Origin of the sequence: Undibacterium sp. TJN19, assembly GCF_049339485.1 — a bacterium.
In the GTDB taxonomy this organism is placed as follows: Bacteria; Pseudomonadota; Gammaproteobacteria; order Burkholderiales; family Burkholderiaceae_D; genus Undibacterium.
Window position 1 is genome coordinate 448,735 of sequence record NZ_JBMPPL010000001.1, and the last position, 16,758, is coordinate 465,492.

Annotated in this window: 18 protein-coding genes; 12 read left to right on the forward strand and 6 right to left on the reverse strand. The window is 57.6% G+C overall.

The window, feature by feature from the left end:
* Window positions 1-57 precede the first annotated feature (57 nt).
* Entirely contained in the window at window positions 58-2,178 is a 2,121-nt protein-coding gene (locus ACO0LH_RS02035; RefSeq protein ID WP_422939377.1) for an alkaline phosphatase family protein, read from the reverse strand.
* Window positions 2,179-2,404: 226 nt separating this feature from the next.
* Here ACO0LH_RS02035 and ACO0LH_RS02040 point away from each other — a divergent pair, with 226 nt between their 5' ends.
* Window positions 2,405-3,157: a YkgJ family cysteine cluster protein gene (locus ACO0LH_RS02040; protein ID WP_422939378.1), complete on the forward strand. Its 753-nt coding sequence runs from the start codon at window positions 2,405-2,407 to the stop codon at window positions 3,155-3,157.
* A gap of 17 nt (window positions 3,158-3,174) precedes the next feature.
* Here ACO0LH_RS02040 and ACO0LH_RS02045 read toward each other — a convergent pair whose 3' ends face one another.
* Complete coding sequence (locus ACO0LH_RS02045) at window positions 3,175-3,966, reverse strand: hypothetical protein (protein ID WP_422939379.1); 792 nt, start codon at window positions 3,964-3,966, stop codon at window positions 3,175-3,177.
* A gap of 96 nt (window positions 3,967-4,062) precedes the next feature.
* Window positions 4,063-5,190: a zinc-binding alcohol dehydrogenase family protein gene (locus ACO0LH_RS02050; protein WP_422939380.1), complete on the reverse strand. Its 1,128-nt coding sequence runs from the start codon at window positions 5,188-5,190 to the stop codon at window positions 4,063-4,065.
* 152 nt (window positions 5,191-5,342) lie between these two features.
* Between ACO0LH_RS02050 and ACO0LH_RS02055 the strand changes: the two genes are divergently transcribed.
* The gene (locus ACO0LH_RS02055) at window positions 5,343-6,311 is read left to right on the forward strand and encodes an AraC family transcriptional regulator (RefSeq protein ID WP_422939381.1); all 969 of its coding nucleotides are present in this window, start codon (window positions 5,343-5,345) and stop codon (window positions 6,309-6,311) included.
* Between the two features lie 76 nt (window positions 6,312-6,387).
* On the opposite strand, the gene ACO0LH_RS02060 is transcribed toward ACO0LH_RS02055, so the two are convergent.
* A complete protein-coding gene (locus ACO0LH_RS02060; RefSeq protein WP_422939382.1) occupies window positions 6,388-6,780 on the reverse strand; it encodes a GntR family transcriptional regulator in 393 nt (130 codons plus the stop codon).
* Window positions 6,781-6,785: 5 nt separating this feature from the next.
* Window positions 6,786-7,421 (reverse strand): TetR/AcrR family transcriptional regulator, encoded by a 636-nt coding sequence (locus tag ACO0LH_RS02065; protein ID WP_422939383.1) that lies wholly within the window; start codon window positions 7,419-7,421, stop codon window positions 6,786-6,788.
* 124 nt (window positions 7,422-7,545) lie between these two features.
* Here ACO0LH_RS02065 and ACO0LH_RS02070 point away from each other — a divergent pair, with 124 nt between their 5' ends.
* From ACO0LH_RS02070 to ACO0LH_RS02090, 5 genes are all read left to right on the forward strand, one after another.
* Window positions 7,546-8,553, forward strand: coding sequence for an SDR family NAD(P)-dependent oxidoreductase (locus ACO0LH_RS02070; RefSeq protein ID WP_422939384.1), 1,008 nt, complete (start codon window positions 7,546-7,548; stop codon window positions 8,551-8,553).
* A gap of 161 nt (window positions 8,554-8,714) precedes the next feature.
* Complete coding sequence (locus ACO0LH_RS02075; RefSeq protein ID WP_422939385.1) at window positions 8,715-9,461, forward strand: SDR family oxidoreductase; 747 nt, start codon at window positions 8,715-8,717, stop codon at window positions 9,459-9,461.
* A 41-nt stretch (window positions 9,462-9,502) separates the two neighbouring features.
* Entirely contained in the window at window positions 9,503-10,249 is a 747-nt protein-coding gene (locus tag ACO0LH_RS02080) for an SDR family NAD(P)-dependent oxidoreductase (protein WP_422939386.1), read from the forward strand.
* Window positions 10,250-10,283: 34 nt separating this feature from the next.
* A complete protein-coding gene (locus ACO0LH_RS02085; RefSeq protein WP_422939387.1) occupies window positions 10,284-10,511 on the forward strand; it encodes a hypothetical protein in 228 nt (75 codons plus the stop codon).
* 26 nt (window positions 10,512-10,537) lie between these two features.
* Window positions 10,538-10,966 (forward strand): GNAT family N-acetyltransferase, encoded by a 429-nt coding sequence (locus ACO0LH_RS02090; protein WP_422939388.1) that lies wholly within the window; start codon window positions 10,538-10,540, stop codon window positions 10,964-10,966.
* 44 nt (window positions 10,967-11,010) lie between these two features.
* On the opposite strand, the gene ACO0LH_RS02095 is transcribed toward ACO0LH_RS02090, so the two are convergent.
* On the reverse strand, window positions 11,011-12,462 hold the full coding sequence (locus ACO0LH_RS02095) for an MFS transporter (RefSeq protein WP_422940552.1): 1,452 nt from the start codon (window positions 12,460-12,462) through the stop codon (window positions 11,011-11,013).
* 160 nt (window positions 12,463-12,622) lie between these two features.
* On the opposite strand from ACO0LH_RS02095, the gene ACO0LH_RS02100 reads away from it, so the two are divergent.
* From ACO0LH_RS02100 to ACO0LH_RS02120, 5 genes are all read left to right on the forward strand, one after another.
* Entirely contained in the window at window positions 12,623-13,516 is an 894-nt protein-coding gene (locus ACO0LH_RS02100; RefSeq protein ID WP_422940553.1) for a LysR family transcriptional regulator, read from the forward strand.
* 501 nt (window positions 13,517-14,017) lie between these two features.
* Complete coding sequence (locus ACO0LH_RS02105) at window positions 14,018-14,659, forward strand: CPCC family cysteine-rich protein (RefSeq protein ID WP_422939389.1); 642 nt, start codon at window positions 14,018-14,020, stop codon at window positions 14,657-14,659.
* 507 nt (window positions 14,660-15,166) lie between these two features.
* Window positions 15,167-15,631 carry an SRPBCC family protein gene (locus ACO0LH_RS02110; RefSeq protein ID WP_422939390.1) on the forward strand — a complete coding sequence of 155 codons (465 nt, stop codon included), beginning with the start codon at window positions 15,167-15,169 and terminating at the stop codon, window positions 15,629-15,631.
* 26 nt (window positions 15,632-15,657) lie between these two features.
* On the forward strand, window positions 15,658-16,158 hold the full coding sequence (locus tag ACO0LH_RS02115; protein ID WP_422939391.1) for an SRPBCC family protein: 501 nt from the start codon (window positions 15,658-15,660) through the stop codon (window positions 16,156-16,158).
* Window positions 16,145-16,582, forward strand: coding sequence for an ArsR/SmtB family transcription factor (locus ACO0LH_RS02120; protein WP_422939392.1), 438 nt, complete (start codon window positions 16,145-16,147; stop codon window positions 16,580-16,582). Before ACO0LH_RS02115 ends, ACO0LH_RS02120 begins: the two co-directional genes overlap by 14 nt.
* Window positions 16,583-16,758: the final 176 nt, after the last annotated feature.

A 16,758-nucleotide genomic window follows, 5' to 3' on the forward strand; every position in this document is an offset into this window, starting at 1 on the left:
AAAAAGCTTGCACCCGGATCAAGTGAATCAAAATATCCTGCCTGAGCGCTTACTCAATCAGTTACGCACAGCCTGTGCATAATCGAAATAACGATAGGTCTTGCCGTCAACCGTCAGATCCTTGACGACCAGGTTAATCGTGTAGCTGCCATTGCTGAGTGCCGTATCCACGGTCGCGCCGGTAGGGTCGGTCGGCAGTTTGAATGACAGGCCAGTCGATGGCGCGGTCGGGTTCAAGGTCGCTGACTTGACGACGGGTGCGTTAGTCGTTGCTGGCTTGAGCAAGGCTTCGTTGAGCACGCGGCCATCTGCCTGCGGCATGGATTGACCAAGCACGTAAGCAATCGTCGGTGCCACGTCCACGTTACCGGTAGGGTTGCTGATGGTAACGCCGCTGCGGAAAGCCGGGCCACTGGCGATCAGGGTATTGTGTACGTCGATGGGGCTGAAGCTGCCATGCATGCCGCGGTTGCCGCCTGTGCTTTCAAACTCGATACCTGGCAAGCCATTGACGAGTTGCTGCGCATCCCAGGTGAAGCTGACGATGATGTCTGGCTGGCCCTTGCCGGAACGGACTGCATTTTCCAGATTGATCATGGACATCGGCAAGGTACCAGGGATGGCACCGTAGCGGCTGTCAACAAAGATCGCACCGTATTCTTCACGCGATTGCAAGAAGCGCACTACGCTGCTCACTGTCGTTACGTCATGGTCTGGCAAGTACAGATAGTCAGAACCGCCATTGGCAGCAATGACGATACCGTTAGCTGGCAAGATGGCAGGCACCTTGAAACTGGCCAGTGGGGTTGGCAAGGCGGCGCTGATGGCCTGGTATTTGGTGTTGGCCGTACCGCACAATGCGCCGGTGCCGTCGATACCGACGTTCTGCACGTTCGTGCCATCTGCCTTGATGCCATACATGCCGCTGGTGCTGCAACCTGAACCATCAAACGCCTTGAAACCAGCAAAAGTCAGCAAATCTGCCGTACGTACGTCACCAGAGACAGAGAAGCCATTCACCGGATCTCTGTTACCCAACGTGGCATTGGTGATGCCGCTGGTCACTGAGGTGCTGGCATTGATGGCGCGCAGCGGGTACAGGCTGGTCGGGCCAGACACATTGCTGTGTGCATGGTCAGAGACGATGATGATATTGGTGGTGCTGTCCATGCCGGCCGCTTTCAGAGCTGCCTGCAATTCGCCCAGGCGGGCATCTTGCGAAGCCAGCGCCTTGCGGTAATTGGACGATCCCGGGCCATACGCATGTTCCGTATTGTCTGGTGTACGGAACCAGATCAGCGACAGGTCAGGCAATTTTTTTGGCAGGACGAAATCCGTGTAGAGCTTCATCATGTACTTGTTGGCCGCATCTTCCGGTGCGCCTTGCGTGGTGTCGGTAGCGTCCCTGACTTGCAGGCCGTTAGGCAAGGCAAATGTCAACGCACCGGCGCGGGCAGTCGGGTTGCCATTGCTGGCAGCCAGGGTCACCGCACCTGAGGGGTAAGCAAACGGTGCATTCAGTGGCAGTGCAAAATTAGCAGTCTGCAACTCGCTTGCCAGTGATTGCGGCAAGACCGTGTTTTCGTCAATAAACACACCACCACGGCCCAGATCCTGGATATAGGCCGCACCGGATTTGCCGATGGTTGCCGTTTTCAGACCGGCATCCTGTGCCGTCTTGAACAAGGTTTTTACCAGCAACAATTGACCACCATAATAGTCATTGAGCGTACTCAAAACGGCGTAATCTTCAGTGAACACTGGCGCAACATAATCCTGGTTACCACCGGCAGCAGATTTACCGACGGGGATAGGTGTCGTCGCATTGGCTTGCGGCGGAGTCCAGAAAGTATTGCCATAAAAGCCGCTGGTCTTGGGGAAAGACCCGGTCGCAAACGAAGAGCCATTCATCATCGTGAATGTGGGGTAGGTCGAATGATGGTCAGCAAAATTGACACCCTGTTGACGCAAGGCATACAAATTCGGCGTATCCGTCGCATTGACGGCATCGGGACGCAGACCGTCCCACACCATGACGATGGTACGTGTTTGTGGTGTTGTCGTCACAACTTGTGGTTGCGTGGTCGTGGCCGTGGTCGCGACGGAACTGGAGCCGCCGCAAGCAGACAAACCAGCAAGTGCCACGCTTAAAGCGAGGACTAAGGCAGATTGGCGCATAATAAGTCAGTCAAGATGAGTAAATAAACAACCAGCTTCAGGCTGGCCTCGTTAAAATTGTTGTCAGGTCTTAGAAAAAACATAAGAATGGCAGGCAGGCTGTGCCGCCCTGCCATTGCGCTGCTTGCAGATAAAATGCATACAACAAGGCCATCGCGCTCAGCCGGGATGATAGTCAGGGAAAATGACAGGGCCATGACGGCGTCAGATGCGCTTGCACAGCTTCATGCGGCGATTGCGTGAGGGTGGTGTGAAGTCGCGGGGCGGGGCTGGCTGGAATGGCCTGGAAGGGGTAATCGACAGATCGTGGCACCAGTACCTGGGACAAAGCATGCTCACTGAAGAAGAACAGGATGCCTTTCTGGAATCCATACAAACCGTCAGGCGCCACATTGCCATACAGCTCATGCCTGTCCAACAGTCTGCGATGGCGGTCGCCCATATCGGCAAGCTGCATAAGAACGTCGATCAATTGCTGCAAGACAGCGACAAGATATTGGCCCCGCTGGCCTGCCAGGCGGGTTGCGCGCATTGCTGCCATGTGCGCGTCAGCGTCAGCCAGCCCGAGGTTTTTCATATCCTCACGGCACTCCGGCAACACAGCGACATGGCGCTGGATAGCCTGATCCAGCGGCTAAGACAGTATGTAGAAACGTCGCAGCACAACTCTCTTCACATACGTCAGGCCTGCGCTTTTCTGGTCGATAATCTGTGCAGCATTTACAGCCACCGGCCTGCCGTGTGCCGCAAGGCGCACTCCCTGTCCGTCAGCGCATGCGCCAGCGGGGCTGAACATATCCCTCAGGATCTGCAACTCATCCTGCGCGCCGAAGCATTGATACAGGGCCACGCTGCGGCCTACGAGGATGCCGGATTACCCGCCGCATCGCATGAACTGGCCAGCGCCGTCCTGCTGGCACTGGCCGACGCGCAGGCGCAAGAGACATGGTTTGCCGGCAAGCGCGCAGGGGCAGTGTGAACCCAAATGCTGGCGGCTCAATGTGAATGCCTGACCCGCCTCAATACGGCAGCGCTGACACGCCACCACGCAAGCACATAAGCTGCCGTGAGAACGATGAATACCATATAGCCTGCGCTTGCAGGGAAGGAGGCCGGAAGACAGGTCGCCAGCAAACCGAAGGCCGGTATGAATTGCTGTGCATGCACACCCAGAAAATGCGCCGGGCGCATGTCGCCTTGCGTATCGCCATCATCGCGCACATGCCAGCCCACGAGCGGCAAGCCTTTGCCAGCTGCGGGCTGACGCGCGCCCAGCAAAAAGCCGCTGACCGTCGCCAGTACAAAGGTCAGTATCAGACCGGTGACAATGGCGATCTGCATTAAGGACACAGCCGGCCTGCTATGGTGCAGCCAGATTACCCAGGCCAGCCAGACCTGGCTGGCTGTCAGGCAAACCGCGACGATACCCATCAAACCCGACATCGCCGCATGCAATGCGTCTGACGTATTGTAGTGCGAGGCTTCGCCCAGGCTGGCCTGCAAGCTGATGTAAGCCACTTCGAAGGCCGATGTGCTGACGATGAGCACGGCAATCGAGTAAAACGCTGGCAAGGCTGCCGGCGTCACCTCAGCCATCTGCATCAGGCCTGCGCTGGTCAGGGCAAACAACGCCGTGGCAGACATGAATTTCAGCGGCTTGACCCAGATGCCGACGCCACGAAATGTGCGCAGATCAAAGCGCGACCAGCCCCAGGCTGCCACCATGCCGATGCCCATGAGCAGGCTGTACATCAGCAAGACCTGCTGCGCGTCATAAAGCGATGTCATGCATGAACCCCTTTTTTTGTTTGCGGAAGCTTTGCCAGGTAACTGGTAACTGAATTAATGCGATGCTGCCTTGCTGCTACCTTCATGCTTCCTACTTTACAGTGAAACCACGATCTTGCTGGCAGACACACCTTTTCTTTGCATGTCCAGACCCGCCTGCACATGCGCCAGCCCCTTGCCGATGACATGCGGCTCAGGCGCGGCAACAAAAACACCCTGCGCCAGCGCCGCCGGCAAAAAATCTACATAGATGGCGCGACTGACTTCATTGGCGATCAGCGATGTGCCAAAGATGGCTTTGGTGCGTATGCCCCGCAGGCGCGATTTGACCTGCATGGACAGCATGAACGCGACAAGCCGTGGCAACTGACGCAGAAACTGGTACTTCAGATTGGTGCCCTTCGTCATCTTCTGGAAAGAAACCGGAAACGTCGCCATCGCCACAAATTTATTGCCCTTGCACGCATGCACAATATCGAGACAGGCTTCCATCGACCCCATGCCTATCGCCATCGCACCAGCCAGGGTTTTGCCATGACAGGCCGCAATGATATCGCTGACCACGCTGTCGCTGCGATAATCAAAGACCTGGCTGGCGCCCAGCTTTTTGAGGTAATCAACATTCTTTGCCGAGGCCGTGGTAATGACCTCATAACCAGCTGCAACCGCCAGTTGTATGGCATTGCAGCCAACGCTGCTTGAACCACTCCAGACCAGCACGGTGTGCCCCGTGACTTTGGCTTGTGTGGCGTTGACAGATGGATGCTGAAGCGCCATCTGGTCTTTTTCAAACAGGCCACAGGCCGCCGTCGACAAGCCCAGCGGCAGAACCGCCGCACTTTCATACGACATGGTGTCAGGAATGGGGCAGGCCATATGCGCAAGAACCACGGTGTAATTCTGAAAAGCGCCTTCGGCAGCGCTGTTGCGCTTGGGGTCACTGCCCACAGCATGCGCCAGCACCCGCTGCCCCACCTTGAAACGGCTTACCTTCTTGCCCACTTCCACGACTTCGCCTGACAGGTCTGAGCCCAGTATGAATGGATACTTGATCCATGAAAACACCAGCTCACCCGCATTTTGCAATATCCAGTCCAGCGGGTTGATGGCGACAGCATGGTTTTTCACCACGATCTCATGGTCGCCAGGCGGGGTATAGGCCGCAGGCTTCACGGTCAGATCGGCCCGCTTCGTTGATATCCATGCAGCAGTATTGGTCGTCATTTGCGCTCCTGAAATGATAAGAACGCATTTCATCAATAAAGATGAGATGCGTTCTAGCCCCTGACGGGCAAGAAAAACCCCATCATAGGCGCTTGTGCCAGGACGATCCATACTCTATAGTCCGGCTTATCTTTGCTATCGTCCGGGAATATATGGATCCGCTTTCAGATGTCTTGTCACTGCTCAAACCCCGCAGCTATATGTTTCGCGGGCTTGATGCGGGCGGACAATGGTCGCTGCATTTCAAGGCCCTGCAAGGCATACGCTGCTATGCCCTGCTCTCTGGCGAATTCTGGCTCACAGTAGAAGGCTATCCTGAACCGGTGCACCTCAAGGCAGGTGATTGCGTCTTGCTGCCAGGCGGGCAACCCGCCAGCCTGGGCAGTGACCCGGCTTTGCCGTCTGTTGATGCCAGCATGGTGTTCCCCATGGTGAAAGAAGGTGGCATAGTCACCTACAACGGCGGTGGCGATTGTTATGGGCTGGGCGGCTATTTTGAATTTGCCGGAAGACATGCCGGCGTGTTGCTGGGCATCTTGCCAGCGGTGGTACACATCCGTAAAGAATCCGATAAGAAAGTCTTGCGCGGCTCACTTGAGCAAATCATGCAAGAGCTGCGCGAACCCCTGCCCGGTGGTTCATTGATAGCCCGGCACCTGGCCCATCTCATGCTGATCCAGGCACTGCGCCTGTTTCTAGCGCAGACGACAGAACAGACCGCGCAGACAGAAGGCGGTGGTGCAGGTGCAGGCGTAGGCTGGATCTATGCGCTAAGCGACAGACAGATCAGCGCCGCCATCCATGCCATGCATGAAAACCCCGCACACAAGTGGACCATACAGAGCCTGGCAGAACGGTCGTATATGTCGCGGTCAACCTTTGCATTGAAATTCAAAACACTGGTGGGCGAATCACCGATGGATTACCTGACCCGCTGGCGCATGCTGCTTGCCGGCGACAGGCTGATGAACACCCGCGACCCCATTTCCATCATCGCCCCGTCACTCGGCTACGAATCCGAAAGCGCATTCAGCACCGCCTTCAAACGCGTCATGCAATGTTCGCCCCGCGAATACAGCCTTGGCCGCACCGATATCCGCATGGCGCAACCGCTCGCATAAACGGCTTGAAGGCAGCAGCCCGGCCATGTGTTGAGATTGCGATCAAGCCCCTTGCAGGCAAATTTTACACACACCTTTACGAATCGCTCGCCGCCGGAAAACCAATTCTTTCCATGGTGCCGATATGGCGCGCCAACAATAGCAAAGCCCTTTCCGTGTCCCTGGCTCTCAGGGCATCCACGATCAGGCGGTGGTCTTGATTCGAGCGCTGTTGCCAGCCGCGCACCTTGCCTAGGGCAAAAACAAAACGCGAATTCGATAACTCAAGTTGCTTGAGTGTCGCCAGCAGCCTTGGCATGTCGCACTGGCTGATGATGGCGCTGTGAAATTCGCGATTGGCAGCGTCCCATGCTGCCAGCGAATCAGCACTTTCGCAGCTTGCCTGCGCGGCTTCGATGACAGCCAGATCAGCGTCCTTCAGCCGCGGTGCCGAGTGCTTCAGGGCGAGCATTTCCAGCGCTGCCCGCATCTCTGTTATTTCTCTGATGCTCGCGTGGTTGAGTGCCGCGAAAGAAGGACCAACTCGGCTGCTTCCGCTGCGTCATTGAGGAGCGTCTTGCGCGGCACGCCCATCTGCGCACGCATGGTCAGACCACGGGAAAGGTCGAGAACCTGAGTCGCGCGCGCCGCTACGGGAAAGTCAGACGGGATTTCGCCAGAGCTGACCCCGTCAGAGAAACGACGTTCCACGAGCGCCACGCCGCCAGCTACGGCGTCCTTCAAGAACTGCCTGACCTCAGCGTCGTCTACGAGGGGCGCGACACACAAGAGAAGACACCCCGGGGCTGATCCCTCCTCGGTCGCAGCTTCTACGGCATGCCTCAGGAAGCCGGCAAGCGAATCCTGGAGAGCCGGCGGTGAGAAAAGCGCCTTCGCAGCGCGAGCGCCTTTCTTTTCGGCGTATGCCCGAAGGACACGCAAGAATAGCGTCCGCTTATCCCCGAAGACAGAATACAGGGTTGGCCTTCCCACACCCATGCCTGCAACGAGATCGTCGATCGTCACGCCGTCATAACCCTTGGACCGGAACACCTTGGTGGCCTTTTCAAGCGCATCCGTCTCGTCGAAATTTCGCGGGCGTCCCCGCAGCCTGGTGGTATTTTGAAACATTTTAGTTCTAAATTCCTTGACTCTACATTTACACCAATATAATATAACTGAACAGTTCGAAAATAACAAGGTCACCCTATCCGCAGGGACTCCTTCAACCTTATCCTTCACTACGGATCTGCCCATGAAACATTCAATTGCCCTCGTTACTGGCACCACCTCTGGGCTCGGCCATGCGGCCGCCCGCATGCTCGCCGCCGAGGGCTGGCACCAGGTCATAGTCACTGGTCGCAGCCTGGCCACTGTCCAGCAAACGGCAGCGCAGCTCGTCGCTGAGACCAAGACACAAGTCTTCATGCCGCTGGAGCTGGACCTGGACACGCCGGCCAGCGTTCAGGCCGCCCTCGCTGAGCTCGTCAAGCGAGGTCAGCCGATCGACTTTTTATTGCTTAATGCCGGGATGGTCCCTGGCAAAGCGCGCGTAATCACTGCATCGGGCGTCGAGGCGTCTCAGGCCCCATTGATTGGTCATCATCAACTGACTGTGGGCTTGTTACGCGCCAATCTGCTGAGTCCCAACGCGCGGATAGTTATCGCCGGTGCGGAGCCAGCCCGAGGGGGCGTTCCAATGTTCAGCTACACCGACATGCCAGCCTTCGCGGCCAAATATCACCAGGGTGACCAAACCGCCGCTGTTGAAGCCCTGATCCGTAACGGGCCTGACGTGAAGTACGTGCCCAACAATGCGTATGCTGACGCGAAGCTCATTGTCGCTTGGTGGGTCGCGGCACTGGCGCGCAGGCTGCCCTCCGGCATGGCTGTTTACGCCGTGTCGCCCGGTGCCGCGACCGCTACCAAGGTTTCGCGACAAGCTAGCCTGGCCGTGAAGTATCTATTTATCCCAATCGCTAACCTCATCCCCGGCATGAACCAGACGCCGGAGATTGCGGCCAGTCGGTACCTCCAGGCGTCGAAGTTCGGAACCGATGTATCAGGGCAATTCTTTGCCTCGGCGCAAGGGAAGTTCTCAGGCCCAATTGTATCCCAGCGCCACCCACATATCCACGATCACGCCAGCCAGGAGGCCGCGTGGCTGGCAGTCGCCAAGGTCTCTGGCGTCGACTTGCCCAATTCTACCCCCTTAGGCGCGGTGTCTGAAAAAGCGTCGGTCGCGGCGAAATGGTCGCAGTGAACAGATCGGCAGGCGATTGCAGAATAATAAGATCGTCCAGGAGTTTTACAGTCTTTTGAGATAAATAGTTCAAAAACACCCCGGGTGTCCATTACGCTTATTTATTAACTAAACAGTTAATAAATAAGTAAGGCAACCCTAACCTCGCATGGAGAATACATATGGACCAGTACCAAAATAAAAAGGTGGTTATTATCGGCGGCACAAGCGGCATGGGGCTCGCGACGGCGAAGAAGCTAATGGACGGGGGCGCGCGCGTCCTGGTGACAGGACGGTCTAAGGGCGGCCTGGAATCGGCGGGGAAAGAGCTTGGGGCGGGCGCCATCGTGGTGTCGAGCGACGCGCGGTCGCTGCCAGACATCGATGCCCTCGCATCCCGGGTGAAGACTGAGTTCGACACCTTCGACCTGCTATTTGTGAACGCCGGGTTCAGTATTCCAACGCCTCTCGAGGGTGTGACCGAGGCCATCTACGACGAAATGTTCAACCTGAACGCCAAGGGCCCCTTTTTCACGGTCCAGAAACTCGCGCCGCTGATCAACCGGGGAGGTGCTGTCGTCTTTACGACTTCGATCGCCAACGTCAAGGGATTGCCCGGCCAGGCCACCTACGGTGCGGCCAAGGCTGCGCTGCGATCATACGCCCGGGTGCTAGCCGCTGAGCTTCTTCCTCGCGAAATCCGCGTGAATGCGGTATCGCCAGGTCCCATCGACACAGGCATCCTCGACAAGGCGATCCCCGATAAAGATGCAGCCGCCAAGATGCGAGTACATGCGAGCGCCATGGTCCCGATGAAGCGTTTCGGGACGTCGGAGGAAATCGCCAAGGCCGTCCTCTTCCTCGCGTTCGATGCGACCTTTACGACCGGCGCCGAGCTTCCGGTCGATGGTGGCTGGTCGCAAATCTAATCGCGGTGCAAGCCGCACGTTTCACCAGAAGGAGAGCAATAATGACTTTATTGGAAAACAAGATTGCCGTCGTCACCGGAGGGACCAGCGGCATCGGCCTTGCGACCGCAATCAGGTTCGTTGAACAAGGGGCCCATGTTTTTATCGCCGGCCGCCGACAGTCCGAGCTTGACAAGGCTGTCGCCAAGATTGGCACGAACGTCACTGGCGTAAAGGCTGACATTGCCAAACTTGATGACCTCGACCATCTATACGAGATCGTCGCGAAAAAAGGCAAGATCGATGTGATTTTTGCGGGAGCGGCTTTCGTCGAAAAGACCATGACTGCCGCAGCCACGCCTGAGCATTTCGACAAGACTTTCGACACCAACGCCCGCGGTACTTACTTCACCGTTCAAAAGGCGCTGCCTTACTTGAACGATGGCGCTTCCATCATTCTCGTGGCGTCCGCCGGGAAGGACAAAGGCCTTCCCGGCCGCAGCACCTACAGCGCCACCAAGGCAGCGCTCCGGTCATTCGCCCGCACGTGGACCAGCGAACTCAAGGAACGAAGGATCAGGGCCAACGTGTTGAGCCCTGGCGCGGTCGACACGCCAATGTTCGACGACCAGTTCCCCTCCAAAGAGGGCGCGGCCAAAGCGAGAAACCAAATCACAGCGATGACGCCGTTGGCTCGCCTGGCATACCCCGATGAGATCGCCTGCGCGGCCTTGTTCCTTGCCTCGGATCTGAGCAGCTACGTCGCTGGCATCGACCTGCCGGTCGATGGCGGCCTGACTGCTGTCTAGCCCGAACCTTGCACCATATTAGGAGGAATCTCTGATGACACACACATCGAACCATTTGGTCCCAGAGGGCAAGCTTCGCCGCGCCCTCGCGACCGCCCGGGCTTTTCTGCAATCACTGGAGTCCACCAGCTTCGACTATACGCTCGATCGCATCGAACACCTGGAGCGGGAGGTGGGACGACTGAAAGAGGAAATGCGCGAGGGGCGCGATCCGACGGCAGTCGATGCTCACAAAGAGAGCACCGGTGCATCCGAACCCTGACCTGGCCGGGAGCTGCCCTGAAGATTGTGGCTACTATTCGCAATCTGCCAACGCACGGACAATTTGGTTATCTCAACCCGCTCATCACGCTTGAGCAACGCCTGGAACGGCTTCGCCTGGCGTCAGAAAATTCCCTGCCACTGACCCTCATCGCCTTATCCGATGAAGGCCAGGTGCAAGGGACGGCAAGCCTCAACCAAAGCACCTTGACGCACAAGCATCTGAGCCCCTGGCTATCTGCGATATTCGTGCCGCCAATGTATCGCGGCACCGGCATTGCCTCGGCACTGGCAACCAGGGCGCGTCTTGAGGCAGCACGACTAGGCCACCAAAAAATCTACCTCTTCACCCCGCACAACGCATCACTCTACGCGCGCCTGGGCTGGGAAAGCTTTGACACCGCGCAGTTAGCTGATACCACCGTGACTTTGATGGAAGCGAGTACGGCAATGTGATGTCGATCATGGATTTGTTACCGGTGCAACAGCAGGGTATCGCCCTATTGTGCTGTCTGTTTTTGCCGCAAAAGCCTGCTCGCCACCCACACACAAGCCAGCGCCACAAAAATCAAACCTGCTGCCACCGCAAACGTTACATGCATACCAGTGGCAACGGCTGCCGGGTCGGCGCTGCTGATGTCAGATGCCGCAGTCGCCAGCGCAAACAGGGCGCCCATCACTGATGCGCCGGTGATCAGGCCCAGGTTGCGTGACAGGCTCAGCATGCCGGAAACCAGGCCGCGCTGGTCGGCGGCGATATCGCTCATGATGGCGGTGTTATTGGCTGCCTGGAACAGGGCATAGCAAGGTGTGAGGCAGACCAGCGGCAGCAGGTAACCGGCAATGCCCAGGCTGGCGGGCAACAGCGCCAGGGCGATGCAGCCTGCCAGCATGCCGCACAGCCCGGCCAGGCTCATGCGCCTGGCACCAAAGCAGTCAACCATGCGCCCGGCAGGCACACCACTGAGTGCAGAAAACAGCGGCCCCACCGACAGCGCCAGCCCGACCTGCGCAGCAAGCAAACCCAGTGCCAGCGACAGGTAAAACGGCCCAACCACCAGGGTCGACATCATCACCGTTGCCACCAGCATGTTGGATGCCAGGCTGGTACTCAGCGCCGGGTTGCGAAACATGGCCAGGCGCAGCAGGGGCGCTGTCGCTTTGGCCTCCACGCGCAAAAACAGCGCCAGACCACAGGCCGCCGCCAGCAGCAGGCCCGCATTGAGCGCCCCAAAATGCCCGCGCCCCATGGTCATCGCCAGCGCATAGGCGGCCAGTGTCAGTGCCAGCATCAGCATGCCGGTCTTGTCGAAACTGGCCAGCCTTGCCCTGTCTTGCGCGGTCTGCCTGTCGGCAGGCAGATAACGCTGTATCAGGAAGAAGTTGATGATGCCCAGCGGCACATTGATCAGAAATATCGTGCGCCAGCCCGGGCCAGCCATGAGCAGGCCACCCAGCGATGGCCCCAGCGTCGTGCCGATGGCGGACATCGTACCCAGCAAACCCATGGTGCTGCCGGTTTTTTCTTTGGCGACGGTTTCACTGACCGATGCCATGCAAAGCGCCATCATCACCGCCGCCCCCAAGCCCTGCGCAGCCCGCGCGGCAATCAGCCAGGCCAGCGAGGGGGCCAGGCCGCACAGTGCCGAGGCGGCGGTGAATAAGGCAATGCCTGCCAGCAGCAGGCGACGGCGACCCAGCATGTCACCCAGGCGGCCCGCACCAACGATGAGGGTGGTAATCGCCAGCAGGTAGGCCAGCACGATCCACTGCACGGCCTGGAAGGGGGCGCCAAACGCCTGCGCCAGCACCGGCAAACCCGCATTGGCGATGCTGGTATCAAGCGAAGGCATCAGCATGGTCAGGCACAGGCCCAGCAGCGCCCAGCGCACCGAGGCGGGCTGCGCAGGCTTGCTGGCGGCAGACAGGCCAGGTGGTGTGGCAGGGGTCATTTCGGTTTTCACAATCGGCTCCGGCTTGGTATCTTGAAGGAATAGTGCCTACCATACGCCCATACTTGACATGGCGGAAGACGCAACATTTGCACTTTATTCATGCACCAGACGCCACATATAACGCCACATGCCTGCCAGGACACGCTACAATCGCCGCATGAGTACACCCGATTTCAACCTCTTGCTGACGCTGGATGCCGTGCTGGCCGAAGGCAGCGTGGCACGCGCCGCCCAGCGCCTGCGGCTGAGCCCCTCAGCCATGAGCCGCGCCCTGGCGCGCCTGCGCGAAACCACAGGCGACCCCTTGCTGGTACGCGCCGGTCGCGGCCTGGTGCCCACGCCCCGTGCGCTGGAATTGCGCGCCCAGGTCAGTCAGCTAGTGCAAGATGCGCAAGCCGTGTTGCGCCCGACAGAAAAGCTGGATCTGCAACAACTGAACAGAACCTTCAACCTGCGCACGCGCGAAGGCTTTGTCGACAATTTTGGTGCTGCACTGATCGCCCGTACGCGCAGTGAAGCACCTGGTGTGCGCCTGTGCTTTTTGCAAAAACCCGACAAGCAAAGCACCGCCCTGCGCGATGGCAGCATCGATCTTGAAACCGGCGTGGCAGGCACCAACACCAGCCCGGAAATACGCACCCGCGCCCTGTTCAGCGACCGCTTTGTCGGCGTGGTGCGCCCAGGCCATGGCTTTTGCAAAGGCAAGATGAGCGCTGCGCGCTATGCCGGCGGCCAGCACATCTGCGTATCACGGCGCGGCCTCGACACCGGCCCCATCGATGAGGCCATGCGCCCCCTCGAACTGGAACGCGACATCGTCACCATCGTCGGCAGTTTTTCAGCCGCTCTGGCGCTGGCAAAGGCATCCGACCTCATCGCCACCGTACCTGAACGCTACACCACCAGCCTGCGCCACGACCTGCACAGCTTCGCCTTGCCCTTTGCCGTACCTCCATTCACCATCTCGATGATGTGGCACCCCAGACAAGACGCCGACCCGGCACACCGCTGGCTGCGCGGGTTGATGGTGGAGGTTTGTGGCGGGGGTTGATGGTGCAGGTCTGTTCCGTTTTTCTTCGCGCTGGCTTGAGAACGTAAGTTGGGCGGAATGTAGGCTGGGTTGAGAACGTAGGTTGGTTGGACAACGTAGGTTGGCTGGACAGCGTAGGTTGGGCTACGGTTTACCAGCCCAACACTGGGCCTTTGATAAACGTGTACGACATTGAAATGCCAAGTGTAGGGCTGATGAAGCGTAGCCCAGCGGGGCCCGGCCCAACCTACGACCCTGACAGAGTCAATTCAGCTAGTAAATTGGTTAAATAACATTGATGTTTTAAGTGTAGATTTGGGTATTATTCAAGCTACCCGTTAGTATTGAACGTGCAATATTTTTTATTCCCAAGATTTCGTAAAGCACTTGGTGTTCCTTAAAATTGGTGGTTAGTCGTTGCTTGCTCTGAAATTTGAGCCACTTTGCTGGATAATTTGCAACTATGTGGCCCATGTTTGCATCAGAGGCGCTGAAAATTCACCAATCAGCCGGTAATTTTAGATGGTGACTCATTTGACTAGAGATGAAGCAATTGATTTGTTAGTGCAACGCGACCTTGCTCGACTTTCCAGGGAGGAGCGTGAGGCCTTGCTGCTGGATTGGTGGTCTATTGATGCGGGTGATCCCGACTATGAAGGTCTTCCCGATCTTTTAAAGGTGATGATCGCTCGTACTGACGAACCGGGCAACCCGAAAGGCGCAATATATGATCCTCTGCTAAAGATTGCCCTTAAACATTCATATACAGGGGTGGTCAACTCGTATTTGAAAAACCAGATCGCCCTTCTAGGGTTGGATGATGTGGTTAAAGGCGACGTTGAGGAGCTAGCGACGTGCCCATGCTGCGGATACCGAAGCCTGGAAGAGAGTGCGGCATATGATATTTGTCGTGTGTGCTTTTGGGAGGATGACGGGACAACGGAATTTGATCGACACAGTGGGCCGAATCATATGACACTGCGTGATGCGCAGCAGAATTTTCAACGCATTGGCGCCGTTACTGAAGAGGTTCGCCGATATGTCCTTTCGGATGGTCGGGATCGATATCTATCAGAAAAATCGGTGTGTAACGCGCTTGATAAACAATCAAATCTGCCGATTGCAAACGATCTTGCAATCGGGGCGGCATCATCCATTAAATGAGTACTCGGCAATTGTCTGAAGACTAGCGCAGGTCATTTGCAGGTCATTTCGAATACTGAATTTTGCCGTCATACGAATCACTTTAAAACGAAGGTTGGGCCGTGCCTCGCCAGGCTACGCCTCATCAGCCAAACACTCAGCCTTTGATTAACGAATAAGAGATTTATAGGCCCAGTGTTGGGTTGGTAAACGGTAGCCTGACGAAGCCAGCCACAAGCTGTGTCACGGCTGATCAACCGAAACCCATCTCCCCCTTGATCCGTCCACTGCACCGCTTGCAGGCTGCCGCACCGCGCAGGCATAAATCCCGCCGCATTCATCCCGCCCCGCCAATAAAGACAACCAGGCTCATCAAGCCCTCCCTAACATGCCCGCGCTGTTGACATCATAGTGACATCAAAAATAAAGCAACCAAATAGTTGCATTTATCCGAAACCCGTCCCATAATAAATAAGCAGCCAATTGGTTGCATATAATCTCAACCCAAATCCATGACCGGAGATCACCATGAGCAACTACCAGCACACCCTTGACCTGGCCGCCACGCCCGCTGCCGTCTACAACGCCCTCACCACCATCGCCGGTTTGCGCGGCTGGTGGACGCAGGATTGCGACGGCGGCACGGCTGTCGGCGACACCATCCATTTCCGCTTCGGCGTCTGCGACAAGGACGTGCGCATCAGCGGCCTGACGCCACAACACCAGGTGCGCTGGCTGTGCACGCGCGCCCACATCGTTGCTGCCAACGTCACCCGCAGCGACGAATGGGTAGGCACAGAAATGGTGTTTGGCATCAGCGACGCAGGCAATGGCCGCACACGGCTGGAATTTGAACACATCGGCCTCGTCCCCGCGCTGCAATGCTATAGTCAATGCCTGAACGGCTGGCAATACTTCATGACCAGCCTCCAACAATATGCAGAAACCGGCACGGGCACACCCCATGTCATCGCCGAAACAGCCACCGCCTGAATCAAAAAAAGAAAGGAGTCACCAGCATGAGCAACACAAGCAGCAATGCCAGCCACGCCGCAGACCAGCCATCCGACACCGACAGCCTGCAACGTAGCATCGTCATCAATGCCCCGCGTGAACGCGTCTGGCGCGCCCTCAGCAATGCCGAAGAATTTGGTGCCTGGTTTGGTGCCGACCTGAGCGGCCAGACCTTCGTGCCAGGCCAGCGCAACCGCGGCCTGTTCAACCTGCCCGGCTGTGAAAACCTCTATTTCGACGCCGTCATCGAACACATACAACCGCCAGATGAAATGTCCATGCACTGGCACCCGTATTCCATCGACACCAGCGTCGATTATTCGGGCGAAATCCCCACCCTCGTCAGCTTCAGCCTCAAAGACGCGCCCGGCAACGCCACCCTGCTCACCGTGGTTGAATCCGGCTTCGACAAGGTACCCGCCCACCGCCGCCGCAAAGCCTTTGAAATGAATTCCAACGGCTGGGAAAAACAACTGCAAAACATCGCCCGCTATGCCAGCAACTGATACCACGAGCAAAGCAGCCAGCAGCAAAACCCGCCGCACCGCCACCCGCGCAGCAGTTGGCGCGGCGGGTGCGGCTGCGGAAGGATCAGCCAACCCCGCAGCAGACAAGGACCAGCTCGCCAGCGTCTTCGCCGCCCTGGGAGACCCTACGCGCCTGAAGCTCGTCGAAGTGCTGTGCGCCGGTGGCGCCTTCTCGATTTCACACCTGACGCAAACCACCGCCATCAGCCGCCAGGGCGTCACCAAACACCTCACCGTGCTGGCCGACGCCGGCGTCGTCCACGACATCAAAAGCGGCCGCGAACGCCTGTGGCAACTCCAGCCCACCCGCATAGACGAAGCCAAACGCACGCTTGAATCCATAGGCCGCGAATGGGAAATGGCGCTGGGCAGGTTGAAGCGGTTTGTGGAGAAGGATGATTAGGGGGTGGCGTAATGCAGCCTTCGCCAAGAAGCGGGAGGTGGATCAAACTGACCTGGTCAATTCAGCTAGCAAACCAACACGCAAGTCCTAATAAGCCGTGCCAACCCATTGCTCAAATTAGCGGCTAACATCCATTATGTGCGCCGCTTTCTCGAATCCAAACCGCTCATGCAGTG